This window comes from Stenotrophomonas sp. G106K1, from assembly GCF_037969685.1.
Lineage (GTDB): Bacteria > Pseudomonadota > Gammaproteobacteria > Xanthomonadales > Xanthomonadaceae > Stenotrophomonas > Stenotrophomonas lactitubi.
On sequence record NZ_JBBPFR010000001.1, the window covers coordinates 426,818 to 450,557 of the forward strand.

General features: G+C 62.6%; 27 protein-coding genes and 1 other RNA gene. 18 read left to right on the forward strand and 10 right to left on the reverse strand.

What is annotated here, in order from left to right; all coding sequences use genetic code 11:
- Positions 1 to 14 precede the first annotated feature (14 nt).
- From WKB25_RS02095 to WKB25_RS02105, 3 genes are all read left to right on the forward strand, one after another.
- Positions 15 to 3,185 carry a multidrug efflux RND transporter permease subunit gene (locus WKB25_RS02095; protein ID WP_089240410.1) on the forward strand — a complete coding sequence of 1,057 codons (3,171 nt, stop codon included), beginning with the start codon at positions 15 to 17 and terminating at the stop codon, positions 3,183 to 3,185.
- Between the two features lie 63 nt (positions 3,186 to 3,248).
- Positions 3,249 to 3,986, forward strand: a complete 738-nt coding sequence (locus tag WKB25_RS02100) for an SDR family oxidoreductase (RefSeq protein WP_340568450.1) — start codon at positions 3,249 to 3,251, stop codon at positions 3,984 to 3,986.
- Entirely contained in the window at positions 3,980 to 5,401 is a 1,422-nt protein-coding gene (locus WKB25_RS02105; protein WP_340568452.1) for an efflux transporter outer membrane subunit, read from the forward strand. Before WKB25_RS02100 ends, WKB25_RS02105 begins: the two co-directional genes overlap by 7 nt.
- Positions 5,402 to 5,441: 40 nt before the next feature.
- Here WKB25_RS02105 and WKB25_RS02110 read toward each other — a convergent pair whose 3' ends face one another.
- Positions 5,442 to 5,819 carry a VOC family protein gene (locus tag WKB25_RS02110; RefSeq protein WP_340568453.1) on the reverse strand — a complete coding sequence of 126 codons (378 nt, stop codon included), beginning with the start codon at positions 5,817 to 5,819 and terminating at the stop codon, positions 5,442 to 5,444.
- 139 nt (positions 5,820 to 5,958) lie between these two features.
- Here WKB25_RS02110 and WKB25_RS02115 point away from each other — a divergent pair, with 139 nt between their 5' ends.
- On the forward strand, positions 5,959 to 6,222 hold the full coding sequence (locus WKB25_RS02115; protein ID WP_340568455.1) for a hypothetical protein: 264 nt from the start codon (positions 5,959 to 5,961) through the stop codon (positions 6,220 to 6,222).
- A gap of 18 nt (positions 6,223 to 6,240) precedes the next feature.
- On the opposite strand, the gene WKB25_RS02120 is transcribed toward WKB25_RS02115, so the two are convergent.
- From WKB25_RS02120 to WKB25_RS02135, 4 genes are all read right to left on the reverse strand, one after another.
- Positions 6,241 to 7,095, reverse strand: coding sequence for an endonuclease/exonuclease/phosphatase family protein (locus WKB25_RS02120; protein WP_340568457.1), 855 nt, complete (start codon positions 7,093 to 7,095; stop codon positions 6,241 to 6,243).
- A gap of 117 nt (positions 7,096 to 7,212) precedes the next feature.
- The gene (locus WKB25_RS02125; protein ID WP_340568458.1) at positions 7,213 to 7,917 is read right to left on the reverse strand and encodes a PA1136 family autoinducer-binding transcriptional regulator; all 705 of its coding nucleotides are present in this window, start codon (positions 7,915 to 7,917) and stop codon (positions 7,213 to 7,215) included.
- Between the two features lie 5 nt (positions 7,918 to 7,922).
- On the reverse strand, positions 7,923 to 8,795 hold the full coding sequence (hchA, locus tag WKB25_RS02130) for a glyoxalase III HchA (protein WP_340568459.1): 873 nt from the start codon (positions 8,793 to 8,795) through the stop codon (positions 7,923 to 7,925).
- A 112-nt stretch (positions 8,796 to 8,907) separates the two neighbouring features.
- A complete protein-coding gene (locus WKB25_RS02135; RefSeq protein WP_340568460.1) occupies positions 8,908 to 10,914 on the reverse strand; it encodes an alpha/beta hydrolase in 2,007 nt (668 codons plus the stop codon).
- Between the two features lie 196 nt (positions 10,915 to 11,110).
- Between WKB25_RS02135 and WKB25_RS02140 the strand changes: the two genes are divergently transcribed.
- The gene (locus WKB25_RS02140) at positions 11,111 to 11,527 is read left to right on the forward strand and encodes an isoprenylcysteine carboxylmethyltransferase family protein (protein ID WP_340568461.1); all 417 of its coding nucleotides are present in this window, start codon (positions 11,111 to 11,113) and stop codon (positions 11,525 to 11,527) included.
- A gap of 36 nt (positions 11,528 to 11,563) precedes the next feature.
- Here WKB25_RS02140 and WKB25_RS02145 read toward each other — a convergent pair whose 3' ends face one another.
- Positions 11,564 to 12,007, reverse strand: a complete 444-nt coding sequence (locus WKB25_RS02145; RefSeq protein WP_340568502.1) for a hypothetical protein — start codon at positions 12,005 to 12,007, stop codon at positions 11,564 to 11,566.
- Between the two features lie 318 nt (positions 12,008 to 12,325).
- Here WKB25_RS02145 and ssrA point away from each other — a divergent pair.
- From ssrA to WKB25_RS02160, 3 genes are all read left to right on the forward strand, one after another.
- Positions 12,326 to 12,718: a transfer-messenger RNA gene (gene ssrA, locus WKB25_RS02150) on the forward strand.
- A gap of 119 nt (positions 12,719 to 12,837) precedes the next feature.
- Positions 12,838 to 13,191, forward strand: coding sequence for a TM2 domain-containing protein (locus WKB25_RS02155; RefSeq protein WP_340568462.1), 354 nt, complete (start codon positions 12,838 to 12,840; stop codon positions 13,189 to 13,191).
- 24 nt (positions 13,192 to 13,215) lie between these two features.
- Positions 13,216 to 13,596: a HEAT repeat domain-containing protein gene (locus tag WKB25_RS02160; RefSeq protein WP_340568463.1), complete on the forward strand. Its 381-nt coding sequence runs from the start codon at positions 13,216 to 13,218 to the stop codon at positions 13,594 to 13,596.
- 4 nt (positions 13,597 to 13,600) lie between these two features.
- On the opposite strand, the gene WKB25_RS02165 is transcribed toward WKB25_RS02160, so the two are convergent.
- Positions 13,601 to 14,062 carry a site-specific integrase gene (locus WKB25_RS02165; protein ID WP_340568504.1) on the reverse strand — a complete coding sequence of 154 codons (462 nt, stop codon included), beginning with the start codon at positions 14,060 to 14,062 and terminating at the stop codon, positions 13,601 to 13,603.
- On the opposite strand from WKB25_RS02165, the gene WKB25_RS02170 reads away from it, so the two are divergent.
- The 3 genes from WKB25_RS02170 (at position 14,004) to WKB25_RS02180 (ending at position 16,259) form a co-directional block, all read left to right on the forward strand.
- Positions 14,004 to 14,198, forward strand: coding sequence for a hypothetical protein (locus tag WKB25_RS02170; RefSeq protein WP_340568464.1), 195 nt, complete (start codon positions 14,004 to 14,006; stop codon positions 14,196 to 14,198). The two genes, WKB25_RS02165 and WKB25_RS02170, sit on opposite strands and share 59 nt — an antisense overlap.
- Before the next feature lie 980 nt (positions 14,199 to 15,178).
- Positions 15,179 to 15,949, forward strand: a complete 771-nt coding sequence (locus tag WKB25_RS02175; RefSeq protein WP_340568465.1) for a hypothetical protein — start codon at positions 15,179 to 15,181, stop codon at positions 15,947 to 15,949.
- 7 nt (positions 15,950 to 15,956) lie between these two features.
- A complete protein-coding gene (locus WKB25_RS02180) occupies positions 15,957 to 16,259 on the forward strand; it encodes a hypothetical protein (protein ID WP_340568467.1) in 303 nt (100 codons plus the stop codon).
- Between the two features lie 115 nt (positions 16,260 to 16,374).
- On the opposite strand, the gene WKB25_RS02185 is transcribed toward WKB25_RS02180, so the two are convergent.
- Positions 16,375 to 17,391 carry an IS30 family transposase gene (locus tag WKB25_RS02185; protein ID WP_340568468.1) on the reverse strand — a complete coding sequence of 339 codons (1,017 nt, stop codon included), beginning with the start codon at positions 17,389 to 17,391 and terminating at the stop codon, positions 16,375 to 16,377.
- A gap of 426 nt (positions 17,392 to 17,817) precedes the next feature.
- Between WKB25_RS02185 and WKB25_RS02190 the strand changes: the two genes are divergently transcribed.
- The 5 genes from WKB25_RS02190 to WKB25_RS02210 all read left to right on the forward strand — a co-directional run bounded on the left by WKB25_RS02190 (position 17,818) and on the right by WKB25_RS02210 (position 21,964).
- Positions 17,818 to 17,940, forward strand: a complete 123-nt coding sequence (locus WKB25_RS02190; protein WP_340568469.1) for a hypothetical protein — start codon at positions 17,818 to 17,820, stop codon at positions 17,938 to 17,940.
- 88 nt (positions 17,941 to 18,028) lie between these two features.
- Positions 18,029 to 18,583: a hypothetical protein gene (locus tag WKB25_RS02195; RefSeq protein WP_340568470.1), complete on the forward strand. Its 555-nt coding sequence runs from the start codon at positions 18,029 to 18,031 to the stop codon at positions 18,581 to 18,583.
- A 53-nt stretch (positions 18,584 to 18,636) separates the two neighbouring features.
- Complete coding sequence (locus WKB25_RS02200; protein ID WP_340568472.1) at positions 18,637 to 19,668, forward strand: hypothetical protein; 1,032 nt, start codon at positions 18,637 to 18,639, stop codon at positions 19,666 to 19,668.
- Between the two features lie 1,134 nt (positions 19,669 to 20,802).
- Positions 20,803 to 21,234, forward strand: a complete 432-nt coding sequence (locus tag WKB25_RS02205) for a GNAT family N-acetyltransferase (protein WP_340568474.1) — start codon at positions 20,803 to 20,805, stop codon at positions 21,232 to 21,234.
- A 157-nt stretch (positions 21,235 to 21,391) separates the two neighbouring features.
- Positions 21,392 to 21,964, forward strand: coding sequence for a hypothetical protein (locus WKB25_RS02210; RefSeq protein WP_100552273.1), 573 nt, complete (start codon positions 21,392 to 21,394; stop codon positions 21,962 to 21,964).
- A gap of 91 nt (positions 21,965 to 22,055) precedes the next feature.
- Here WKB25_RS02210 and smpB read toward each other — a convergent pair whose 3' ends face one another.
- On the reverse strand, positions 22,056 to 22,559 hold the full coding sequence (smpB, locus tag WKB25_RS02215; protein WP_025878861.1) for an SsrA-binding protein SmpB: 504 nt from the start codon (positions 22,557 to 22,559) through the stop codon (positions 22,056 to 22,058).
- A 57-nt stretch (positions 22,560 to 22,616) separates the two neighbouring features.
- Here smpB and WKB25_RS02220 point away from each other — a divergent pair, with 57 nt between their 5' ends.
- Together WKB25_RS02220 and WKB25_RS02225 are read left to right on the forward strand one after the other, a co-directional pair.
- Complete coding sequence (locus tag WKB25_RS02220; protein WP_025878862.1) at positions 22,617 to 23,042, forward strand: type II toxin-antitoxin system RatA family toxin; 426 nt, start codon at positions 22,617 to 22,619, stop codon at positions 23,040 to 23,042.
- A 3-nt stretch (positions 23,043 to 23,045) separates the two neighbouring features.
- Entirely contained in the window at positions 23,046 to 23,303 is a 258-nt protein-coding gene (locus WKB25_RS02225; RefSeq protein ID WP_340568475.1) for an RnfH family protein, read from the forward strand.
- 36 nt (positions 23,304 to 23,339) lie between these two features.
- On the opposite strand, the gene bamE is transcribed toward WKB25_RS02225, so the two are convergent.
- Entirely contained in the window at positions 23,340 to 23,735 is a 396-nt protein-coding gene (bamE, locus tag WKB25_RS02230) for an outer membrane protein assembly factor BamE (RefSeq protein ID WP_049468453.1), read from the reverse strand.
- Between the last annotated feature and the right edge of the window lie 5 nt (positions 23,736 to 23,740).

The following is a 23,740-nucleotide window of genomic DNA, read 5'->3' on the forward strand; positions in this document are numbered from 1 at the left end:
CCAGGAATTCTTCCATGGACTTTTCCCGTTTCTTCATCGACAGGCCGATCTTCGCGGCGGTGCTGTCGATCGTGATCTTCGCCGCCGGCCTGATCTCGATTCCGATGCTGCCCATCGGTGAGTACCCCGAAGTGGTGCCGCCGTCGGTGGTCGTGCGCACGGTCTATCCGGGCGCCAACCCCAAGGTGATCGCTGAAACCGTGGCCACCCCGCTGGAGGAGGCCATCAACGGCGTTGAGGGCATGATCTACCTCAAGTCGGTGGCCGGCTCTGACGGCGTGCTGCAGATGACCATCACCTTCCGCCCGGGCACCGACCCGGACGAAGCGGCGGTGAAGGTGCAGAACCGTGTCGCCCAGGCCCAGGCGCGACTGCCCGAGGACGTACGCCGGCAAGGCGTGACCACCCAGAAGCAGTCGCCCACCTTCCTGATGGTGGTGCACCTGACCTCGCCCAACGGCAAGTACGACACCCTGTACCTGCGCAACTACGCCCGCCTGCACGTCAAGGACGCGCTGGCACGTATCCAGGGCGTGGGCGACGCGCAGATCTTCGGCGGTGGCGACTACGCCATGCGCGCCTGGCTGGACCCGGACAAGGTTGCCTCGCGCGGCCTGACCGCCAGCGATGTGGTGCGCGCCATGCGCGAGCAGAACGTGCAGGTCTCGGCCGGCCAGCTCGGCGCCGAGCCGATGCCCAACAGCCAGTTCCTGACCCTGATCAACGCCCAGGGCCGCCTGCGCAGCGAGCAGGAGTTCGGCGACATCGTGCTCAAGAGCGGCGCCGACGGTGAAGTGGTGCGGTTGTCGGACGTGGCCCGGGTCGAACTGGGTGCCGGCGATTACACGCTGCGCTCGCAGCTGGATGGCAAGAACGCGGTGGGTATCGGCATCTTCCAGGCCCCCGGCGCCAACGCGCTGGAGATCCGCGACGCGGTGATGGCCAGCATGGACGAGATGCAGAAGACCATGCCTGCCGACGTGAAGTACGAGGCGGTGTATGACACTACCATCTTCGTGCGCGACTCGATCAAGGCAGTGGTGTCCACCCTGCTGGAAGCCATCGCGCTGGTGGTGCTGGTGGTGATCCTGTTCCTGCAGACCTGGCGCGCCTCGATCATCCCGCTCATTGCGGTGCCGGTGTCGATCGTCGGTACGTTCGGCGCGCTGTACCTGCTGGGCTTCTCGATCAACACGCTGAGCCTGTTCGGCCTGGTGCTGGCGATCGGCATCGTGGTCGATGACGCGATCGTGGTGGTGGAAAACGTTGAACGCAACATCGAAGAAGGCCTGACCCCGCTGGCCGCTGCGCATCAGGCGATGCGCGAAGTGTCCGGGCCGATCATCGCCATCGCGCTGGTGCTGTGTGCGGTGTTCGTGCCGATGGCGTTCCTGTCGGGCGTCACCGGTCAGTTCTACAAGCAGTTCGCGGTCACCATCGCCATTTCCACGGTGATCTCGGCGATCAACTCGCTGACCCTGTCGCCGGCCCTGGCCGCCCGCCTGCTGAAGCCGCATGGCGCGCCGAAGGATGCCCCGACCCGCATCATCGACCGTCTGTTCGGCTGGGTGTTCCGTCCGTTCAACCGCTTCTTCAAGTCCAGCTCGGAAAAGTACGAGCGTGGCGTGTCGAAGATCCTCGGTCGTCGTGGTGCGGTCTTCGTGGTGTACGCGGTGCTGCTGGTCGGTACCGGCTTCATCTTCAAGCTGGTGCCGCCGGGCTTCATTCCGACCCAGGACAAGCTGTACCTGATCGCGGGTGTGAAGCTGCCGGAGGGTTCGTCGATCGCGCGTACCGATGAGATGCTGCGCAAGGTCGCCAAGATCGCTCAGGAAACCGACGGTGTGGCTCACACCATCTCGTTCCCGGGCCTGAATGCCCTGCAGTTCACCAACACGCCCAACACCGGTGTCGCGTTCATTCCGCTCAAGCCGTTCAGCGAGCGCCATGGCCGCACTGCCGCGCAGATCAATGCGGAGATCAACCAGAAGATCGCAGGCCTGCAGGAAGGGTTTGCCTTCGCCATGATGCCGCCGCCGATCCTTGGCCTCGGTAACGGCAACGGCTACCAGATGTTCATCCAGGACCGTGGCAACCTCGGCTATGGCGCGTTGCAGAACGCGGTGCAGTCGATGCAGGGGGCAGTTGCGCAGACCCCGGGCATGGCCTTCCCGATCACCAGCTACCAGGCCAACGTGCCGCAGCTGGATGCCGAGGTGGACCGTGTCAAGGCAAAGGCCCAGGGCGTACAGCTGACCGAGTTGTTCGACACGCTGCAGACCTACCTGGGTTCGGCCTACGTCAACGACTTCAACCAGTTCGGGCGTACCTGGCAGGTGATCGCACAGGCAGATGGCCAGTTCCGTGACAGCGTCGAGGACATCGGCAAGCTGCGGACCCGCAACGATCGTGGCGAGATGGTTCCGATCGGCTCGATGGTCACCGTCAAGGAAACCTACGGTCCGGACCCGGTGCTGCGCTTCAATGGTTACCCGGCCGCTGACCTGGCCGGTGAAGCCGACCCGCGTGTGCTGTCCTCGGCCGAAGCGATGAACAACCTCACCGCCATCGCCGCCAAGGTGCTGCCGGTCGGCATGGCTACCGAATGGACCGACCTGAGTTACCAGCAGGCAACCCAGGGCAAGGCTGCCTTCATCGTGTTCCCGGTGGCGATCATGCTGGCCTTCCTGGTGCTGGCCGCGCTGTACGAAAGCTGGTCGCTGCCGCTGGCGGTGATCCTGATCGTGCCGATGACCCTGCTGTCCGCGCTGTTCGGCGTGTGGATGACCGGCGGCGACAACAACGTGTTCGTGCAGGTCGGCCTGGTGGTGCTGATGGGCCTGGCGTGCAAGAACGCGATCCTGATCGTCGAGTTCGCCAGAGAGCTGGAGATGGGCGGCAAGGGCATCGTCGAAGCGGCACTGGAAGCCTGCCGCCTGCGTCTGCGCCCGATCGTGATGACCTCCATCGCCTTCATCGCCGGCACCGTGCCGCTGGTGCTGTCGCATGGTGCTGGCGCCGAAGTGCGCTCGGTGACCGGTATCACCGTGTTCGCCGGCATGCTGGGCGTGACCCTGTTCGGCCTGTTCCTGACCCCGGTGTTCTACGTGGCACTGCGCAAGTTCGTCACCCGCAACGGTGGTGGCCAGCTGGTGCAGCACGGCGAGCCGACCATCCACCACTGACATGGAAAACAGCGGCGCCGGTAACCACCGGCGCCCGCTTCCCCCTACCGAGGCAATGAATCCATGAACACCCATCAGAACAAGATCGCGCTGGTCACCGGCGCAACCCGCGGCATCGGCCTGGAAACCGTGCGCCAGCTGGCGCAGGCCGGCGTGCACACGCTGCTGGCCGGTCGCAAGCGCGAGACCGCTGTCGAACTGGCACTGAAGCTGCAGGCCGAGGGCCTGCCGGTTGAGGCGCTGCAGCTGGACGTCAACGATGGCGCCAGCATCGCCGAGGCGGTCGAGCAGGTGAGCCAGCGCCATGGTCGTCTGGACATCCTGGTCAACAACGCCGGCATCATGATCGAGAACCCGGCACAGCTGCCCTCGGAACAGTCGCTGGACACCTGGCGTCGCACCTTCGACACCAACGTGTACGCGCTGGTGGCAGTGACCCAGGCCTTCCTGCCGCTGATCAAGCAGGCCAAGTCCGGCCGCATCGTCAATGTCTCCAGCATGCTCGGCTCGCAGACGCTGCATGCCGATCCGACCTCGGGCATCTACGATTTCAAGATCCCGGCGTACAACGCGTCCAAGGCCGCGGTGAACAGCTGGACCCTGGCCCTGGCCCATGAGCTGCGCAATACGCCGATCAAGGTCAACACCGTGCACCCCGGTTACGTGAAAACCGACATGAACGGTGGCAACGGCGAGATCGAGATCGCCGAGGGCGCACGCTCCAGCGTGCAGATGTCGCTGATCGGCGAGTCCGGTGCCAGCGGCAGCTTCACCTACCTGGGCGAGGTGCTGCCATGGTGATCCGCACCCTGGCGATGGCCGTCTCCAGCCTGGTGCTGGCGGGCTGTGTCAGCGTCGGCCCCAATTACAAGGCACCGGTGCAGGAGCCCGTCGTCCTGCAGGGCGCGCAGCAGCCGGTGTTCAGCACCACCTCGCCGGTGGCCAGCTGGTGGGCGCAGTTCGATGACCCGGTGCTTGAAGAACTGATGCACGGCGCGCTGTCGGACAACCTGGACCTGCGCGTGGCGGTCGCCCGTGTCAGCCAGGCCCGTGCAGTGTTCGTCGAGAGCCGCTTCGACCAGGCGCCACACGTTACCGCTGGCGGCAGCTACGACCGCCGCAAGCAACCCGATCCGCAGCTGGGTGGGCAGCGGGTGTTCAGTGAAAGCTACCAGCTCGGCTTCGATGCGGGCTGGGAGCTGGATCTGTTCGGCCGCAAGCGCCGCGCGGCAGAGGCTGCGCGTGCCGACCTGGACGCCGAGCAGGCCAACCTTGCCGACGCGCAGGTGCTGATCGCTGCCGAAGTGGCACGCAACTACTTCGAACTGCGTGGCACCCAGAAGCGCATCGCGGTGGCCCAGCGCACTCTGGTCAACCTGCGCGATACGCAGCGGCTGACCGAGGCACGCTGGGAACTGGGTGCCGGCAGCGAGCTGGACGTGCAGAGCAGCCGCGCACGCTTGAAGGCCATCGAAGCCGACATCCCGCTGCTGGAAGTGGCCGAGACGCAGTCGCGCAACCGGCTGGCCGTGCTGCTTGGGCAGCGCCCGGAAGTGTTGACCGCGATGCTGGCACCGCACGAAGTACCGGCGTTTGCCAAGGCATTGCCGCTGGGCGATACCCGCGAACTGCTGCGTCAGCGTGCCGACGTGCGGGTCGCGGAGCGTCGCCTGGCTGCCGCCACCGCGCGTGTCGGTGTTGCCACCGCCGATCTGTTCCCGCGGCTGTCGCTGTCTGGTTTCGTCGGCTTCCTCGGTGGCGATGCCAGCGGCCTGGTCAACGGCAACAACAAGGCTTGGTCGCTGACCCCGTCGCTGAGCTGGGCGGCATTCGATTTCGGTACGGTCAAGGCACGCCTGCGTGCCAGCAAGGCCGAGGCCGAGGGCGTGGCCGCGCAGTACGAGCAGGCGGTGCTGCTGGCACTGGAAGACACCGAGAACGCGTTGACCCGCTATTCCAAGCAGCAGGCGCGGCTGGCCATCGTGGTCGAGCAGGCGCAGGCGGCGCGACGTGCCGAATCGCTGGCGCAGATCCGCTACCGGGAGGGATCGGAGGACTTCCTGACCCTGCTTGACGCGCAGCGCACGCAGCTGGTCGCCGATGATGCACTGGCCGCCGCCGAATCGGAGGTCAACGTCAGCGTGGTGGGCGTGTACAAGGCCCTGGGTGGCTGGGGCCAGTCACCACAGGCGCCGAGCGTGGCCCAGGCGCGCTGATCGGCAGGGGACGGGAGCATCTGCTTCCGTCCCTTTTTCGCTATGGCCAGAGGTTGGCCGGCGCATCGGGGGCGCGCATGCGCACGATGCAGAAACGATGACCGGTGGGCGCTTCCATCACCCACCAGCGTTTGACGAAACCGACCCGGCGCGCACCGAGTTTTTCCAGCCGTTCGGCTTCGGCGTCGATATCGTCGCTTTCGATATCCAGATGCACCCGCGACGGATGATCGACCCGTTGCACCTCTACGTTCAAGCCTGCCGGCGCACCTGTCAGATCGGCGTACTCTGCGTCGCCTTCGGCACGGGCAGGCTCGGCCTGCAGGCCCAGCGCTGCGGCCCAGAAGCGGGCGCTGTCTGCGGCAGGCGTGTCTTGGCAATCAATGATGAAGCCCGCCAGTCGGCTGCGATGGGTCATGTGCCGTCTCCGCTCAATGAGGGTGCCGGCAGGGTAGCGCGTGCGCCGCCGCGCGCGTTCTCGCGGTCATGACGTTTCTGACTCTGCCGGAACTGCGGCCCACCGTGTAACTAGTGGGGAAACCAAGGGAGGACGGGACATGAGCGAACAGAAGCAATCGACCCAACGGACGCTGCTGGGCGATCCCGGCCTGCCGGGGGCCGGCCTGTCGGTCGCCGTGGTGATGCTGCTGGTACTGGCGGCAATGGCTGCGGTGATCGGCTTCCTGCGCCTGCCCGATTCCATGCTGGGTATTGGCCTTGTCGGCATTGCGCTGTTCCTCGCCGTCGGCGCACGCATCTGCCAGGCGCGCGACCAGCACCAGGCGCTGTACCGCCTGCTGGGCAAGCGACCCCCGTCGTAGCGAGGGTCGCTGCAGTGCTCAGTGCTTCGGCCAGTCCAGCTCAACGACCAGCGGGAAGTGGTCGGAGGGAAGCACGCCGTCGATGCGGCGGTCATCGGTCAGGAAGCTGCGTGCGTGGAAGCCACGTACCAGCACCCAGTCCAGCTCGGCGGTCGCCGTTCCTGTGAAGTTATGGAAGGTCAGGCGCGGACCCTGTGCTGTCTTTACCTGGGTACGCGTGTCCTGCAGAACCCGGGTAAAGGCCTGATAGGTGCCGCCGCCGGGCTCGCTGTTGAAATCACCGGTCAGCACCACCGGCAGGTCGGAAGGCAACGCGGCCACGCGCGTGGCAATCAGTTCGGCGCCCTTGATCCGGCGCGGTTCGTCCTCGTCGCGGTAGGGCAGGTGGGTGTTCATGAAGTAGAAGCGACGGCCGTCATCCAGGCGACGGAACACTGCCCAGGTGACCATGCGCGGGAACAGGTTGCCCCAGCTGATGCTGCCTGCGACCTCGGGCGTATCGGACAGCCAGAAATTGCCGGACTCTTCCACCGCCAGCACCTTGCTGTCGTAGAACACGCCCATGTGTTCGTCGCCACTGCCACCGCGCCGGCCTTCACCGAACCAGCGATAGTCGGGCAGATGCTCGGCCAGGTAGTTGGCCTGCTCCAGCACCAGCTCCTGGGTGCCGATCACCGCCGGGTGCGCCTGCTGGATCACCTTGACCATGGCATCGCGGCGGTCCTGCCAGCGCTTGCCAGGGTCGGTGTCGGCAGGGGTGCGTACGTTGAAGGACATCACTTTCAACGTGGCGGGCGAGGCTGCCCAGGTGACGGCGGGTAGTGCAAAAGCCAGGAGCGCGCAGAGCGCGGACGTGCGGAAGCGAGACAACATCGTGGAATCCCTCCATTCCATGAAAGCGGTTTCATGGAGGATGCCACGGAAACGGAGGGTGGAGGTATGCCGGAGCGGGCGATTTCCGTGCGCCCGCCGCAGCCACGGCTCCTGGTTTCAGTCTCCGATCTCACCGCGCCGGCTGGCCGCGCGCACCGCCTGTGCGGTGGTCGCCACGCCAAGTCGCTGGCGTGCTCTGCGCAGGTGGTTTTCCACGGTGCGCGCGGACAGCCCAAGCGTGGCAGCGATGTCGGCCTGGCGACGGCCGGCGGCGATCCAGCGCAGCACTTCGCGCTCACGTGGGCTCAACGTTCCGGCAGTCAGCAGAGGCGGAGCGACAGACAGCCGATGCGCCGCACGGAAGGCGGCGGTGCCGATCAGCTCCAGCAGCAACCGTGCTGATGGAGATGCGTCAATCGTGCGCCCGCCCCAGCTGACCGCGCCTTCCAATCCGGTAGCACCGAACACGGGCACCTGCAGGCCGTGCAGACCTTCGCCGCGTGGTTGCCGCACGACCTGGTAGCGTTCGCCACGCGCGCCCTGCTGCTTGCTCCAGAAGAACGGCGCATCGCTGTCCAGCACATGGCGGTTGACCGGGCACGCATGCAGGTAGTGCACCATGTCAGTGCTGGCGCCCTCGTCGAACCAATCGCCATCGATCCAGTACAGGCGCTGCGCGCCACGCTCCAGATCGGTCCCGGTGGCGAACATCAGCGTGCGGTCATAGCCCAGCGGCGCGCCGGTGCTGCGCAGCAACGCGCCAACCGCCGCCAGCGAACGTGCGCGCTCCAGCACCAGCAATGACGGCACGACGCTGTCCATGTCGATCAGCGCGCGGCCAATGCGTCAAGCAGGGTGCGCGCGGCCAGCTTGCCCAGCGCATTGCCCGCCAGCGGGCTGTCACCGGTCAACAGCAGGCGGTCCTGCATCACGCTGCCATCGATGCCCTCGTTGACGATCTGCACGCCCTGCTGGGCCAGCCGCTCGCCGAAGAACCACGGCAGCTGACCGGGCATGTAGCCAATATCCGGGGTCTGCCGGTCCAGCGCATCGGGGAACGCGCAGATCCGATGGCCGCGGAACAATGAACCGCCATCGGTTTCATCCACGCCGGCAGCAAGCAGCGCGGCAGGGCCGTGGCAGAGGGTGATGATGTGGCGCTGATTGTCCACCGCCCACTGCAGGGTGGTCTTCACTGCGCGGCTTTCCGGCAGGCCGATCAACGCACCGTGACCGCCGGGAATGAACACTGCGGCATAGTCCGAACCGGCATCGAGTGCCCCCGCCACGTCGTCCAGCTGCAGAGGCTGGCGGAAGCGCGATTCGTAGCGCTCGTACAGGCCGCCGATCTCGCGGTCCTCGCGTGGGAACGCCCACCACTCGAACTTCACCGGGTTGCCCGACAGCGTGGCTACGTCGATCCCGAAACCGGCCTTGTCCAGGTGGTACATCGGCAGCAGCGTCTCCACCGGATGGTTGCCGGTCGAGAACAGATGGCCGTTGGCGGTTGGCAGGTAACGTTCGTCGGCGGCGATCATCAGCACTTTCCAGCGTCCGTCACGTCGGGCATCGGGATAGTCCGCGCCGGACAGATCGGTGGTTGCCGAAGTGAACTGGGACAGCGAGTACGGTGACGGGAAAAACGCATCGCGCTCGGCCGGATCGGGGCTGGGCTGGCGGCTGGGCTCTGACGTGTTCATGTGGACCTCCTTCGGGGATGTCGGGTCAGCATAGGAGGGTGGATGCGTACGCGCGATGAGGGATTTCCCGCAACCAGGATCGAAGGGAGCGGCACGACCGGCGAACGCGGCGTTACCTCGCCGGCAGAGGATGAGCCTCCATGTCCTCATGCAGGATGCGGCGAAGTTCGACAATGGCCGGTGTGGCTTCCTGCACGCTGTGACCAGACACGATCACCTTTTCCGAGACGGCCTTCGGCAGATGCGAACTCCAGTAGGGAACCAGTCCGTCATCGGTCTTTTCCAGCGGACCGTCCGCCTTGGCCCGCGCGATGATCGAGTGGTAGCGCACCTTCGGCGATATCGGCAGATCGGCCACGGCCTTGACGAAGGCATCGTCCTTGTCCAGATTCTGGATGCTGTTCATCTGGTAGCCGTGCTTGTCATCGTTGCGCTCGACCTTGCCGTCGTTTGCCAACGTCGCGACATCCTCCAGCACGGTCAGCGGCAGGCGCACGAAGCGGCCCAGCCAGCGTCCCAGGCGCGTACCGGCGACATCGGTGCCGCGATGCGGGGTAGCGATGAACACCACCCGCGAGATTTCCGGCTCCGGCTGGAATGTCAGCACCGGCGCGCCCTTCGTGCGCAGCAGTTCGCGCTGCGCCGGGGTCATCTGCGCGGTCGCCAGCAGGGTGTCGACCAGATGGTCACCGGAGGAGGACACCATCAGCCGCGAAATCACCCCGCCCATGCTGTGCGCGACCACCACCATGTCGCGCGATGCCAGCGCCGTGCCGGTTGGGTCGAAGTGCCGCAGTGCCTCGTGCAGGATCCGCCGGATCTCATCGTGGCTGAGGGCGATCGGCATGTTGGTCGGGTAGTAGAACTGCCAGATCTGGAAGTCGCCGCGGATCTCATCGTCACGCATCAGCTCGTTGGCCACGTTGACCCACGCCTCCGGACTGCTGGCCAGGCCATGGATCATCAGCAGCACGCGGCGGTCCGGATCATAGGGTTGCATCATGAACAGGTGCGGCTTGTCGATGCCGCCCTTGCCGCCGAACAGCGTACGCAGCGATTGCCGGCTGAAGTTGGAGCGGGCCAGCCACAGCGCGTAGCCGGCGGTGAAGTTCGCTGCCAGTGGCACCTGTTCGCCGTGCAGTTCCACCACCGCCACCTGGTAGGGGTCGTGGATCTCCAGTTCCGGCTCGTCGTCGTGCAGCACTTCCCACAGGTTGTTGCCGGAAAAACGCAGCAGCACCGTCATCGACGGCGATGGCATCTCGCTCCAGTCGCGCTCGGCCGCCGGTGCGGTGCCTGCAGCGGTCGCCGCCAGCCCGGTGCTGGCCGGTTCAGCCATCACCGCCACCAGTTCGGCGCCGAAGCCATCGCGGCGATGCACGCTGCGCAGGGTGCCGGTGAAGGACATCGATGCGGCCGGTACCAGTTCCAGCGGCTCGCGGGTGTCCGCTGCCGCACCATCGTCAGCAGGTGCCAGTACGAAGGTCCAGCGGCCCAGCTGGAATCGGCCGTTGTCGTTGCGCACCTGCTTGCTTGAATAGGCTTCGAACAGCAGCACGGCCGATTCCTGTACGGCCAGGTTGTAGTAATCGCGCACCTGGGTCTGGCGGTCTTCGAAGCCACGCTGGTTGGCGGTGCGTTCGGTGAAGAACAGATACGCATAGGACTGCCGTGCGATCTGCATCCACGCATCCAGGCGCGGTTGGAAGGTCGGGTCGGGTTGAGCGGTCGCGGCCTTGCTGCGCGCCACCGACGCCGATTCGCGCTTCGGTGCCGGCATTGTCATCGCGTACTGCACCCACAGTTCGGCCAGCGACGAGCGCTTGTCTTCCTCGCGGACGACGATGCTGCCCTCCATTGCCTCGATGCAGGGCAGGCCGGGCTTGGCACAGGCGCCTTCGTCCAGGCCGGCCACGCGCAGGGTCTCCATGGTGGCCGCGCTGAGCTTGCCGCTGGTGAGAATGTCGCCGCGCTTGAGCGCGATGTACTGGCCCGGGGTGACCGTGCCCACCTGCACCGATGGGCCGAACTGGCGCAGCGTCGCGCACCCGCTCAGCGTGAGCAGGGCAATGAGAATGAAGGTGGTGTGGCCGATGAAGCCGATGCCTGTTCTTGCCATGTGGACTCCCTGCGCTGGCGCCACTCTAGCGGCAGGCGTGTCAACGCGGAAGCAGGGCGCAGGTGGGGTCATTGCTGGCCGGTGTACGGCTCCGGCATCGGCGTGTGACACTGGTTCGGACGTACGATGCCGGGACGGCCGATGCGATTTGGAAACCCGCATTCCTCCACCTCTTGTCATTCCTCCACCTCTTGTAATGCTGCTGTGCGGCCTGCTCGGTCTCGGCATCAGCCTCTGGCTTCCCGCAACGGAATTGCCCACGTCATGGTGGGCTGCGGTGGCGGTGGTGGCCGCGGGACTGGTGATGAACCTGCTGCCCAAGTTGGCATTCCAGCATGCGGGCACCACGGTCAATCCGATGCGACCGGCATCATCGACCGTGCTGATCACCGCAGGGGTCTATCGCTATACGCGCAACCCCATGTATCTGGGCCAAGCGGCGTTCCTGCTCGGAGGCATGCTGTATCTGCAGAATCTCCTGGCACTCGCAGTGGTGCCGATGTTTGTCCTGTACATCACGCGCTTTCAGATCCATCCGGAAGAGCGTGTTCTCGGCGAGCGTTTCGGCGCCCAGTACACCGCGTACCGGCAGCAGGTCCGGCGTTGGCTGTAGGGCCCGGGCCGGCTCTTCAGTTGATCATTGGTCCGGTCACGGATGGATCTGGCAGGTCACTGAGGCCGAATAGCCCTCGTAGTCGTCAGCGGCGCCGACATGCAGGGTGTGACGGGCGTCGGTCTGCTTGATGTACGACGGTTCCTCCGTCTGGGCGGCATCGTCGACGGTGGTCACCGACCATGCTTTAGCCAGGCGCTTGTGGTCGACGTTGTTCAGGTACACGTGCAGGCTCTTGTGGACATTTGACACGCTCACATCCGCGCTGGCCACGGTTCCACCGAACAGCGCCACGGGCTTGTCCTTCGGCTCGAACACGCTACCTGGGTCGCGGGTCAGGCCAGCGGCATGGAATGCCTGGTCCACCTGCGCTTCAGTGAAGTCGGAGCCGGCCTTGCAGGCCAGCAGGGCTTCCAGTGCGGCGGTGCTGGTTGTGGCCGGCGCGGCGAGTGCACCGTTCGCGGTGACCAGGCCCAGCATCAGGGCAATCAGCGGCTTGTTCATTGCAGATCCTTCTGTGTGTCGCGGAGGAGCATGGGCGCCGGAACGGAGTCCGGCGACAGCCGGAAGTGTGGGGCAGGGCAGCGTTGTCGGCTAGGCCCCTATGCTGGAACCCGCTGGCCGCCCCCTGCCCCTGCCTGGTTCTGGACGGCACGGGCGACTGAACGGAGCCAGTGCCAAGCCGGCGTGCGCGTGACTGTTCAGGTTCTTTGCCGTAGTATTCGCATCGTTAGGCAGGGTCAGTGCCAGCTTTTTGCGAGCATTGACCCCAGAAGCCTTGCAATACTTGAAGAAGCCGGGGGTGCATTGGTTTCGACGGGGGTTGTGAAGTCGCCTGGCGCATGCCGAGGGGGTAGCTTTCCTCGTAAATCCAGCTGCAAAACTCTAGTTGCCAACGACGACAACTACGCTCCGGTCGCCCTCGCAGCCTAAAAACTGCGGTGCGTGACCTTCTGCCGACTTAGGCGGAGCCTCGAAACTGCTTGTGTCCATGCTCGCAGCGTAGAGTCATTATCATGGAATCGCGCTGGGCGGCTGCCTGTCAGTCCGGCACAAGAACACAACAGGCTGGTCCTTGGATGCGCTTTGCACGCCGTGCTGTCCCGGGATGAGATTCAACGGTGAGCTAAGCATGTAGTGCTGGGGATGGAGTGCCTTCGGACGGCGGTTCAATTCCGCCCACCTCCACCATTTGTACCGCCCTTCGGGGCACGAAAAGCCAGATCTCCCGTCGATTGGGGTCTGGCTTTTTTGTTGGCCACATCATGTCCAGAACCGCCGCTTAGACAGGGAGAAACACCGTGGCGTTGATGAACAGCTCCGAATGCAGTTGCAAGGCACGCAGCGATACGACGACCTGCCCACTCTGCGATGCAGGCGCCCCGCCGGCCATTCAGCGACCGATCGACGCCGTCTATGCGGCACCGGTATCGCAATCCCTGCCGATCGCAAGGAACCGGGCAATCTACATCCTCCTCGCCCTGTTCCTGGGCATTTTCGGTGCCCACAACTTCTACGCCGGTTACCACGGACGTGCGATCTGCCAACTACTGATCACGCTGCTGTTGGGCTGGCTCCTGATCGGCGTGATGATCACCGGCCTATGGGCGCTGGTGGAAATGATCACGGTGGAAACCGACGCCTCTGGCGTGCAGATGGTGTAATCCTTGGCTCCAGGAGGAGCTGCCATGGATCTCGACAGAATCGACGTTGTTTTCTGGCTCGACCAGATCCTGGATCAGGACCCAGCGACCTTCGAAGACGCTTACTGGGGTCTTCGCCCGGCCGCCACGATTGCGGTACCGCACCTGCTCGCCCGCCTAGAGGCTGCGCACGATGGTTACTCGCGCGGAAAACTGCTGGAACTGCTCGGCGAATCAGGCGACAGCACCGTTATTCCGACTTTGCAGGCTGAGCTGCAGCATCCGCTGGAAGAGGTGCGCAATCGAGCGCAACTGGCACTGGATGCCCTTGATCAGAGAACCTCCTGGCAACCCAGACTGCCGCGGCCTTGGCGCCGGCATCAGGAACCATGGACGGGATCCAGCGCCCGTACTTCTTGGCTGTGATCGTTCAGTCTCGGTGACCCATCTGCCGCGCCACCCACATGACGTTCTCGCCGGCGCTGAGCGCCTGGGAGGCAAAGGTGTGGCGCATCTGATACGGGTACCGGTACCGCACGCCGGCATTGCGCAGCGCGCGCTGCCATTCGCCGGCGCGAGTGCTTTGGTCGGACCCCCATCGGGCATTTGTCCTGGGATCGTGGAAGACGAACTCGCCGGTGGTGGCGGTGTGGGCCCGCTGAGCCTTCAGGGCATCGATCGCCGGCTGCAGCAGCTGCACCTCGCGCACGCCGGACTCGGTCTTGGGGGCTTTCATCTTGCCCATGACCCAGGCGCGCCGGATCTTGACCGTGCCCTTACGCCAGTCGATGTCCGACCAGCACAGGCCGATCATTTCCGAGGTGCGCAGGCCCGTGGCGAAGTTGAACTGGCAGCAATTGCGGACCTGGTCCTTGCGGCAGGTGGCCAGGATCGCCTGGACAGGGCAGGTTCCCGCGGAGGTGCTGAAGATGTATGACGAGCTGACCCGCGACCAACACGCGCTGGTGCGGACCTCGACCGTGCTTCTGTCGGCTCTGCGGAGACGATTGGGCCTGCCGGAGCTGTAAGGTCCACGGGGCCGCCGCGGCGGCCCCCTTCAGCGCTCCTGGACACTCACAGGCCCGTAAGACCGGCGTGCTGCCCCACGATTGTTTGAGCGATGATCTTTGCCTCCGGACGAAATCAGGCAGGGCGAGGCGTCGCGCTAAAACATCTTGACACCGTCGTTAAGGATTGATAATAAATAAGCGGATAGCAAATTGGGGGCAAAGTCGCAAGAGGTCCAAGTAGATTTCAAAAAATTTGATTGTTAATGGCCTACTAAAGCAAGGAGTGCGTATGAAGGGCAAAGGAATATTGCTGGCAGTGGCAGCGAGCGCGGTATTTTTTCGGCTTACTCCCAGACGGTCACTCTACCGCCGGTCAAGGTCACAGCGCCAAAAGCGGGCGGGGGGCAGTTTAGCTGTCTCGGAACCGCATGTGCTGGTGCAGTGAATCAGGAGTCATTCGCAGCCAATCAGCGGTTTCTAGAAGAGCACGCGCGATATCCTGATGAGATGCCGGAGCTCGATCAGGAGAAAGTCTGCAGGGCGATGCGCGCAAGCCGCCCCGCAAACTGTGATTATGGATCCCCACCATCTGTGCCTGGATTTAGTCCCGGATGGAGCCCAAATGGCTGTGGGACGGGGCCTCGTGCAAATTGGTTTCTGGATAGCGCCCTTTCTCAGTCTAATTCGTCAACCTATTCGGGAGATCTAAATGCCCCGTTTGCAGGCGTGAGCTTTCTCGCTGCATGCAATAGCCATGATGCCTGTTGGGGCAGTGCGATGCATCGAGGCACCTGTGATATTCAATTCCGAGGGGCGATGGAGTCCGCTTGCTCAGGGCAGTCAAATCCCGACTCTTACAATATTTGCATGGGGTATGCCGGGATGTATCACGGCGCCGTTTCGACTACGAATGGGTCAAACGAAGCGTATGCAAAGGCGGTTAGTGAGAATTCCTGTGCTGCGTGGGTTCATGACATGAAAGCCAATGGATGTGCACCATGAGTACTAAATTCGGTGCGAAATTCGCTATTTTTTCCGCAATATCGGCAAGTCTCTTGGTTGCTTGCGGACAGCCTCCGGGGCAGGAGGTTAGTAAGGCTGAGTCGCGTTCCAGTGATTCTGCATCTGGACCTAAAAAAGTGACCGAGGGGAACGGGTACTCCACCTTCAAGTGGGATGGTGATGGCTCTTCACTATCTTCCGAGCAGCGTAAATATCTGACCGATCTTTCGACTCGATATAATGGTATTTTCGCAGGCCTAGACGGAAAGCCCCAAAGTGAGGTCGATGCATTGGGTTTTCCAACCTCCAAAGAATGGCTGGATGCGAAAGATCTTACTGACGATGAGCTCCTCGATAGGGCTAAGCAGGGGGATGTTAAGGCGAAAGCATTTTATGTTGATAGGGGGATAGTTAAGCTTGAGGGCTTGGTGTCATCTTCTGGGGCTGAAAATATTACTGAGGTGTTCCAGGCTTCGCCCGCTGCTCGTGATGAATATCAGAAGTTGGCGATTGATACGCAAGTTGCCGCTGCCGAGATTCTTAAATTCCATCCCAGTCCGTTTGCCGCATACTTGTTCGGGCAGACTAGCGCCGTGACTGGTGGGATGCAGTTCCCTATTGCTGCCTCAATAGCAGTTGCCGGTGACTTGGGCGACACGAGGTCGCCAGAATTGCTTCAGGCCTTTTCGAATAAGGTTGGGGCAATGGATTCAAGTGCCGTAATGAGTAGCTACAACAATATGCGGAATATTGCGGGCTTGAAGTGAGGGGTGTATGAAAATATTCGTGATACTGGCTATATTTTATTTGGCAGTATTAATTATGTCGATGCCCGCCCTTGTCCGCTCTCGGCAGGGTTGGGAGTATCGCGCCAGCGTCACAGCCTTGGTGCTTTTGTCTGTCGCACCGGTTTTTGCGGCCTTTTTTGCTGTGAATAGCGCGCCTTACTTTAATTCGTATATCCCTGTTGCAGTTCTGGCTGGATTGTTCTATGCGGCAAGTTTCGTTGCATCGGTGGTATCTATTTTTCTATATTTTAGGCGCGCTCGCGGCCCTGTTTATTCGCCAGAGAAGTAATGCCGTCGCGGTCGCGGTAGTTTGCCGATTGGAGAGATCGGTAGCTTGCTGTTGCGGCCAGAGCCCGCCAACCAGATTTGGTTGGTGGGCTTTCTATTGATCCGAAAGGGCGGTCTCAACTTGCAAGCGCAACACGTGAGTTGAATTGAGCGAACTCTTCTTCCAGCGCTTGATTGGGCGTCTTCCAGCCAAGGGTTTGTCGCGGACGAGCGTTCATCAGGTCTGCAACATTGTTGAGATGCTCCTGGCTCGCCTTGGACAGGTCCGCGCCTTTGGGCATGAACTGGCGCAGCAGGCCATTGGTGTTCTCGTTGCTGCCGCGCTGCCAAGGTGCATGCGGGTCGGCAAACCAAAGGTCGATGTTCAGCCGCTTCATCAACTCCGGGTAGCACGTCATCTCGGTGCCGCGATCGTAGGTCAGGCTTCCAAGCAGGAAATGAGGAAGCTTTTTCATTTGCCGCGTGAAGCCTTCCAATGCGTCCTGGGCAGTACAGCCGTCCATCTTGCACAGCACGACAAAACGCGTCTTGCGCTCCACCAGCGTACCCACGCATGAGCGGTTGAACGCTCCTTTTATCAGGTCGCCTTCCCAGTGCCTTGGAATCAAACGTTGAGCGACTTCTTCGGGACGGTGGACGATGCGAAGCTCCTCCGGCACCCATGTGCGTTTGGCTGCCGTGGTGCGACGCAGGCCGCGCGTCGGCTTGTGCTGGCGCAACGCTTCCACGAGCTCTTTCTTCAACCCGCCGCGAGGATGGGCGTAGATGGCGGCGTAGATCGTTTCGTGGCTTGCGCGTTGGGTTGAGTCATCCGGATGCATGGATCGAAGCTTGGCAGCAATCTGCTGAGGCGACCAGCGATACAGCACGAGATCGTCACGAATGCTCTGGAAAAATTCACTGCCCTCGACGATTCTGCGTCTACGCACGCTGCTCTTTCGCCGAAGCAGGTAGCGCTCACCAGCCAGCCTGGCAGCGTATGCGGCCCCCTCCTGCCGGCCCAATTCACGAGACAGCGTGGACGCATTGCGCTTGAGGCGTCTGGCAATGGATCGGATGCTGGCACCGTTGCTGACCTCGATCTGCAGCACGGCACGCTCTTCGGAACTCAAATGACTGTACTGCTTTCCCATGCGGGCACCCTACGTGATTGCGGGGCGCTGCACTTGGAAGTTGAGTCTAAGCAGCCTCGACGCCCTCGACTTAATGCAGTTGGGCTGCTGGATGGCGGCGGCATACTGAACACCACCGCAAACTGGGTAGGCTCAATGCTGGCCTTCACCGTCGCCTCCTGTCGATAGCGTGATGTCGCTTCCAGCCTAGTAAACACGACCATTCCGGATTCCTCTTCAACCATCTATCAAGGTCCCCCGACCCCGGCCACGACGCTTAGGCGTCAATGCTTTATTGGCGATTGTCCGTTTCCGGCGTAGCTGGGAATCGCCAGGCAAAGGGCGGCAGACTCTCCAGCGGGAAAGGTCATGTTGACGAAGAAGAACTTGGGATGTAGATCTAATTACGCCCGGATTGGGCGGTGCAGTACAAATAGGAGATTGAATATGGATTTTGCTCTTGATACATCTGAACTGGAGTTCGCTCTCGCACAGGCTGACGAGGCCAAAGAAACGGTGATGCTGGTTGAGCAGCAGCCAACTACCCCCATCTGCGAATGTTTCTGGTGATCTGCCGCTAGTCGAAGGAGGGGCGTTTGCCCCTCCTTCCAGTGCCCAGGCCTAATGATTGGGGCAGTTTGAATGGAGATTAAGCGCGATGCTCGTTTCCCAGACCATGTGCATCCGCATATTGGCCACCACGATCGCCAACATCGAAATTTCGAAATCTTTGGTATATCAGGGGTCGGCCTTGGTTATGGGAAATCCCAATTCCGTTGCTGCGATCGGTCTGGACATTGGGCACGCCCGGACGCCCACACAGGCCATGAAACTATTGAAGAAGAAGGCGCAGGCCTTCTCGGAGGTAATTGTCTTCTCCGATCAGATCGCTGCAGTTCCGATTGGCCAGATCTATACCCATTCCGGGAATGAAGCCGCATCCGTTTCTTCATTCGAAATGATTTGCGCTATGGCGCATTCGGCCACGATATCTTTCGAGAGCGGTGCGGTGTACGAAATATCTTCGGATGGGCGGGGTCAGAAAAAATTTCTTGCCGCCCTGTCCGAATGGTTGATCATGGAAGAATCCAAGGCCGGCAGTGTTGCGAGCGTGTTGGCCAGCAATAGGACTAGACGCAGCCATCTGCTGATCCAGATCTATCGAATTCGGGAGCACCTTTCCTCGGTCATGCAGGAGATCTACTTGGATTGACTCGGCATTGATGAAGGGCGGATGATTTCAGAGCGGCTCAAGGAGATCGAAAAGTGCGCAAGGAAGGATCTGTTCAGCTGTACCGCGCACTAGCCAAAGTGCTCGGGGCGTTCTGCGTAGTCTACCTCGGCACTTGCAGGGTTGCCTTCAAATGGTTGTCGTCGGCGCACGTCGACAGCATCGTCCGGAGTTTCTATCGCGCTGCGGATGACAAGGATGTTGCGGTACCGTCGGGATTGTCGAAGGCTGACTTCGCTGCGTGGATTCGTGCAAACAACCTTAGGAACGCGCTGATTATCCAGCTTCCGGGCGCTGCAATGGTGCCATTCGTGCGCGCAATGTGCCCTGTGAGCGATGAAGAGGTCGGTAGGATCCATCCGACAGGCGGCGCGGTGGTTGCCATTCCGCACTTCGCCGAATTCATACCCGCCATCATCTCCGTAGCCTTGTGCTCTCCTCCTGGCCGTCGCGTGGCCATCTTCTATGAATCTCCTGATACGGTCGCTACCAATGCCGTATTCAACCGCATCGCTGAACGAACAATTCCGCAACTTGAACGCGATGTGGTGATCTGCCATAACAATGCCGGTGGATTGTTGGCTGCGCTCAGAGTGGTCCGCTCAGGGGGCACGTTGATCATCATGCCCGACGTGGTCAAGGATTCATCGCTCGGTACAGCGATGCCGTTTCTTTCGCGCAGTTTCGTTGCCATGACTGGAATTGGCTCCATCGTACGTAAGGCCGCCGTCCCCCTCATCCCAATCATCCCGCGCACGCCGTTCGATGAGTCGTTGACTATCGGAGGCCCGATCATGCCGGCCACGCTTGCCGCTCCTGTAGATGACGCGGGGCGGTTCGCCGACTACATTGATTACAGCATCATGAGAAAGATGTTCGAAAGCATGAGCGCCATTATCGGTGACAGGCAAGGCTTTTGGACGTACTGGCTAAGCTATTCGGCTCCCTTCCAGTTGCATACGAATCCGCCGTATGGCGACGGGCTGGTCCGTGACCTTCTGAAGGACCCGTGGCTATCGGCGCATACGCGTCCGATCATTGATGTTTCCGCGTCAGCAAATGATTGACCGCGTACGTGCCAAGTTGCCTCCGTGGCGACAGCGCGTGTCGGTGGAAGTCGTTGTCGGCATGCTTATCACCATTGCCCTGCAGATCAGCTTCGCTCTGTTCCTGCTTCTGCATGGCGACCTGGGCCCTGCGCAAGGGGAGGCGCAGGAGTTCCGCTCAGCTCTAACATGGGTCGAGCGACCGTATCTGCCTTCTCCGCCAGTGCATATACTCCCTGCGGCGCCCCCAAGGCCGACCCATGCAGCGACGGAATCCGTCGTGCGCACTGTATCGCCCGCCCCGGCTGGTACGCCCGACGGATCTACGGTCTCCAATGAGCCAGCGGCCCAGTTGATACTTACCGTCCCCTTTACCACAGGTCAGGGCACATTCGACTCGCACGCCCTGGACAGATCCAAATCTCCGCCGGCCTATGAGCAAACGCGGTTTGCAAAGGCGTGGACCCCCGACGGGGGGGCCGTGCAGAAGACATGGGCGCATCGATCGCGAGCGGCTCAACTGCTGCTTTCTGCGACCGGTTCGCTGGATTTCCCCTGCACCGATGAAGAGAAGCGCCAGCGCAAGTCGCGCTGTGCTGGAGCGCAGTATGATGGGGCTGATGAGTAGCAGGGGCATATATTCACCGCGCTGGACAGTGGCGCGGGCTGGCTCATCTTCCTCGGGGATGAAGCTCCTCGGCATTCCTGGAGGCTTCTGGGTTTGAATCAGGCGGCTTTGGTGTGATGGGCAGAGCAATCACGCAGCTTCAGGACGAGAACCAGCAGCTCAGAGATCCGCCGGCGCGCTGACGACGGCAATGGTCAACATCAAATGTTGGCCAAGAAGTTGACCAAGCGCTGCCAATCGACTCCCATTTCTGGCCATGCGGAAGTCATGAGCGAAAAAGCCCATCAAGCTAACGCATTGATGGGCTTCGATATTCTGGTGTTTGCGAAACCGGCGCCGATGACGTCACGGGGACAATGCCCCCCGGTTTCTTCAAGTCCTGCAAAGTACAAGGCCTGTTTCGTTTTGCCACGGTCGGCACACGACTGACGCTGCACGTGCCAAGCAGAAAACCTGAAAAGTCACCCGGCCCCTTGGGTCCCTTGCTAGCATCGACGGTTCGTACAACCGCCCAAGGAAAGGACAGGATGAAGCTCGAAATCGCCGTGACCGACGCCCCCGGCACCCAAGCATTGGAGCTGATCGCCGATGGCCTGGATCAGTTCAATCTGGAGGCCGCCGGCCATGCCGATCGACGCACCTTGGCTGTGCTGGCCACCGATCCGGCCAGCGGTGAAGTGGTGGGGGGCCTGAGCGGGCGCACCTCGCTGGGCCTGTTGTTCATCGACCTGTTCTACCTGCCGCCCGCACAGCGCGGCAACGGTCTGGGGTCGCAGATGCTTGCCGCCGCCGAAGAGGAGGCGCGTAGGCGCGGCTGCCGTTCCGCCGTGCTCTACACCATCAGCTTCCAGGCGCCAGACTTCTACGTGAAGCATGGCTGGACTGTGTTCGGCCAGGTGCCGTGCGATCCGCCGGGCACCAGCCGGGTCTTCCTCAGCAAGGATCTGTCTGTCGCCTGAGCGGTAGGGGCACAACCGTTCCCCCGTCAATCCGCAACATGTTGTAGAGCCACCGTCTTGTAGAGCCACCGTCATAGCGGATTGCTAACGTCGCTGGCACGAATTTGCGACACACTGGCCACGACCATTCGAGCCAGCACAGAGACGGAGACGGCCGGTGACCGAAGCAATGCAACAGCGCAGCCTGCGTCAGCTGGTTGGCCCGGTAGGGGCCGATTACCAGCGGCGGGCACTGCCGCCCGGCTGGGTCTGGGCGGTGCTGGCGGTGTTGCTGGCTGGAACGTGGGCAACCGAGCTGCCGGCCACGGCGGCAGCTGCGCTGATCGCCAGTGCGGTGGTGGTGCACTGGCCGCGGCGTGGCCGCTTCCATTGGCTGGGTTGGCGGCTGCCGGCGCTGGCGGTGCTCGCCGCGCTGCTGTGGGGCCCGGATGTGCTGTCACAGTGGTTCGAACACGGCCTGGCCTTGACCCTGATGTCGCTGGCCAGCCTCAGTATCGGCGTGCACGTGTGGCAGTCGCGGCAATTGGCCCGGCAACTACAGGCCTCCGCTGATGCGCTGGATGATGCCCAGCTGCTGGCCTTGCTGCCCGTTGATGCCGCGCGGCTAGCGCAGCAGTGGCGTGCCGGCGATGATCGCCATACCCCGGAGCTGTCGGTGGTGATGCACTTGGCGGTGATGCACGCGGCGCTGTCCCCGCGCCTGCGCGGGCAGGGCCTGCTGGCGGGCTGATCAGCGTCTTGTAGAGCCGAGCCTGCGCCCGGCTGCTTCTTTGCCGAAGCGGAGCATGGGCTCGGCTCTACACGAAAGCGGGCCGGCGTCCTTATGCGTCGCGGTTGCCGCGACGCATCACCCGCTGCTTCTCGATCGCCCAGTCACGATCCTTGGCGGCATCGCGCTTGTCGTGGGTCTGCTTGCCCTTGGCCAGCGCCACTTCCAGCTTGATCTTGTTCTTGCTCCAGTACATGGCGGTGGGCACGATCGTGTAGCCATCTCGCTCGACCTTGCCGACCAGCTTGTCGATCTCGCTCCGGTGCAGCAGCAGCTTGCGCTCGCGCCGGTCGTTGGCCACCACATGGGTGGAGGCCTGGATCAGCGGGGTGATCTGCGCACCGATCAGGAAGATCTCGCCATCCTTCACATAGGCGTAGGCGTCGACGATGTTGCCGCGGCCTGCGCGGATCGACTTCACTTCCCAGCCCTGCAGGGCCAGGCCGGCTTCGAAGCGGTCTTCGATGTGGTACTCGTGACGGGCACGCTTGTTCAACGCGATGGTCTTGTTGGCCGTCGCGCTCTTTGCTTTATCCTTGCCGGTGTTCTTGCTCATTTCCGTATTGTCTCCGATTCGGGCCCGCCCGGTCGATTGCCGAAGCGTCCTGTATTCATGCCTACTATCCGCCGCAGTGCCTTGGTCGAACATTCGGCCGCGCGCATGTTCGATCTGGTCAACGACGTCCAGGCCTATCCGCGCCGCTTCCGCTGGTGCTCCGACGCCCGCATCCTCGAGCAGGGCGAAGACCGGCTGGTCGCTCGCCTGGACCTGGGCCTGGGTTCGTTCAGTACCTGGTTTCAGACCGAAAACACCCTGCAGCGCCCGCACAGCATCGACATGCAGCTGCGTGAGGGGCCGTTCAAGCAACTGCATGGCCGCTGGGAATTCCATGCCCTGGCCGAAGATGCCTGCAAGGTCACCCTCACCCTGGACTTCGAACCGAGCTCACGCCTGCTGGGTCCGGCGCTGGCGATCGGCTTCCAGGGGTTGGCCGATCGCATGGTCAACGATTTCGTCCGCGTCGCCGACGAGGGCTGAACGATGATCGAGGTCGAGGTCGTGCTGGCCTGGCCACAACAGGTGCTGTCGCGCCGGCTGCAGCTGGAGGAAGGGGCAACCGTGGCTGATGCCGTGGCAGCGGCCCGGCTCGAAGGCAGTGCCGACTGTCCGGCCGTTGCCGTGCATGGCGTGCTGGCGCGGCCGCAGCAGGTGCTGCTGGATGGCGATCGTGTCGAGCTGCTGCGCGTGCTGCAGGCCGACCCGAAGGAAAACCGCCGGCGCCGCGCGCGCGGCGGATGATCCTCAAGACCCGTCCCGAAGGACGGGCAGGGTGGCTCAGCGGCCGCCCTTCTTCTTCTTGTCCTTCGGCAGATTGCGGCCGAACTGGCGCACGGTCTGCTGGGCAAGGGCCTTGTCGTTGGCCGGGAAGTAATCGCCTTCCCAACGGGTGACCACATCATTTTCGAAGTACACGACGAAATTCTTCACGTCGGTACGGCCCAAGCGGTTCACGCGCTCGGTCGAGGTGTAGTCCCAGCGCTGGGCGTGGAACGGGTCCGGCACCGAGGGGGTGCCCAGCAGAGCGTTGACCTGCTGCTTGCTCTGCCCGACCTGGAGCTTGGCCACGGCATCTTCCCGGATCAGATTGCCCTGGTAGATGGGTTGCTTGTAGATGATGCCGCACCCGGTGGTGGACAAGGCGACGGCGGCGACCAACAGGAGATTGCGCATCGGGA

What these genes read in the sequence shown, in the direction of transcription:
- WKB25_RS02095 (WP_089240410.1), top strand. Translation starts at nt 15, where the DNA reads ATGGACTTTTCCCGTTTCTTCATCGACAGGCCGATCTTCGCGGCGGTG.
- WKB25_RS02100 (WP_340568450.1), top strand. Translation starts at nt 3,249, where the DNA reads ATGAACACCCATCAGAACAAGATCGCGCTGGTCACCGGCGCAACCCGC.
- WKB25_RS02105 (WP_340568452.1), top strand. Translation starts at nt 3,980, where the DNA reads ATGGTGATCCGCACCCTGGCGATGGCCGTCTCCAGCCTGGTGCTGGCG.
- WKB25_RS02110 (WP_340568453.1), bottom strand. Translation starts at nt 5,819, where the DNA reads ATGACCCATCGCAGCCGACTGGCGGGCTTCATCATTGATTGCCAAGAC.
- WKB25_RS02115 (WP_340568455.1), top strand. Translation starts at nt 5,959, where the DNA reads ATGAGCGAACAGAAGCAATCGACCCAACGGACGCTGCTGGGCGATCCC.
- WKB25_RS02120 (WP_340568457.1), bottom strand. Translation starts at nt 7,095, where the DNA reads ATGTTGTCTCGCTTCCGCACGTCCGCGCTCTGCGCGCTCCTGGCTTTT.
- WKB25_RS02125 (WP_340568458.1), bottom strand. Translation starts at nt 7,917, where the DNA reads ATGGACAGCGTCGTGCCGTCATTGCTGGTGCTGGAGCGCGCACGTTCG.
- hchA (WP_340568459.1), bottom strand. Translation starts at nt 8,795, where the DNA reads ATGAACACGTCAGAGCCCAGCCGCCAGCCCAGCCCCGATCCGGCCGAG.
- WKB25_RS02135 (WP_340568460.1), bottom strand. Translation starts at nt 10,914, where the DNA reads ATGGCAAGAACAGGCATCGGCTTCATCGGCCACACCACCTTCATTCTC.
- WKB25_RS02140 (WP_340568461.1), top strand. Translation starts at nt 11,111, where the DNA reads ATGCTGCTGTGCGGCCTGCTCGGTCTCGGCATCAGCCTCTGGCTTCCC.
- WKB25_RS02145 (WP_340568502.1), bottom strand. Translation starts at nt 12,007, where the DNA reads ATGCTGGGCCTGGTCACCGCGAACGGTGCACTCGCCGCGCCGGCCACA.
- WKB25_RS02155 (WP_340568462.1), top strand. Translation starts at nt 12,838, where the DNA reads ATGAACAGCTCCGAATGCAGTTGCAAGGCACGCAGCGATACGACGACC.
- WKB25_RS02160 (WP_340568463.1), top strand. Translation starts at nt 13,216, where the DNA reads ATGGATCTCGACAGAATCGACGTTGTTTTCTGGCTCGACCAGATCCTG.
- WKB25_RS02175 (WP_340568465.1), top strand. Translation starts at nt 15,179, where the DNA reads ATGAGTACTAAATTCGGTGCGAAATTCGCTATTTTTTCCGCAATATCG.
- WKB25_RS02180 (WP_340568467.1), top strand. Translation starts at nt 15,957, where the DNA reads ATGAAAATATTCGTGATACTGGCTATATTTTATTTGGCAGTATTAATT.
- WKB25_RS02185 (WP_340568468.1), bottom strand. Translation starts at nt 17,391, where the DNA reads ATGGGAAAGCAGTACAGTCATTTGAGTTCCGAAGAGCGTGCCGTGCTG.
- WKB25_RS02190 (WP_340568469.1), top strand. Translation starts at nt 17,818, where the DNA reads ATGGATTTTGCTCTTGATACATCTGAACTGGAGTTCGCTCTCGCACAG.
- WKB25_RS02195 (WP_340568470.1), top strand. Translation starts at nt 18,029, where the DNA reads ATGCTCGTTTCCCAGACCATGTGCATCCGCATATTGGCCACCACGATC.
- WKB25_RS02205 (WP_340568474.1), top strand. Translation starts at nt 20,803, where the DNA reads ATGAAGCTCGAAATCGCCGTGACCGACGCCCCCGGCACCCAAGCATTG.
- smpB (WP_025878861.1), bottom strand. Translation starts at nt 22,559, where the DNA reads ATGAGCAAGAACACCGGCAAGGATAAAGCAAAGAGCGCGACGGCCAAC.
- WKB25_RS02220 (WP_025878862.1), top strand. Translation starts at nt 22,617, where the DNA reads ATGCCTACTATCCGCCGCAGTGCCTTGGTCGAACATTCGGCCGCGCGC.
- WKB25_RS02225 (WP_340568475.1), top strand. Translation starts at nt 23,046, where the DNA reads ATGATCGAGGTCGAGGTCGTGCTGGCCTGGCCACAACAGGTGCTGTCG.
- bamE (WP_049468453.1), bottom strand. Translation starts at nt 23,735, where the DNA reads ATGCGCAATCTCCTGTTGGTCGCCGCCGTCGCCTTGTCCACCACCGGG.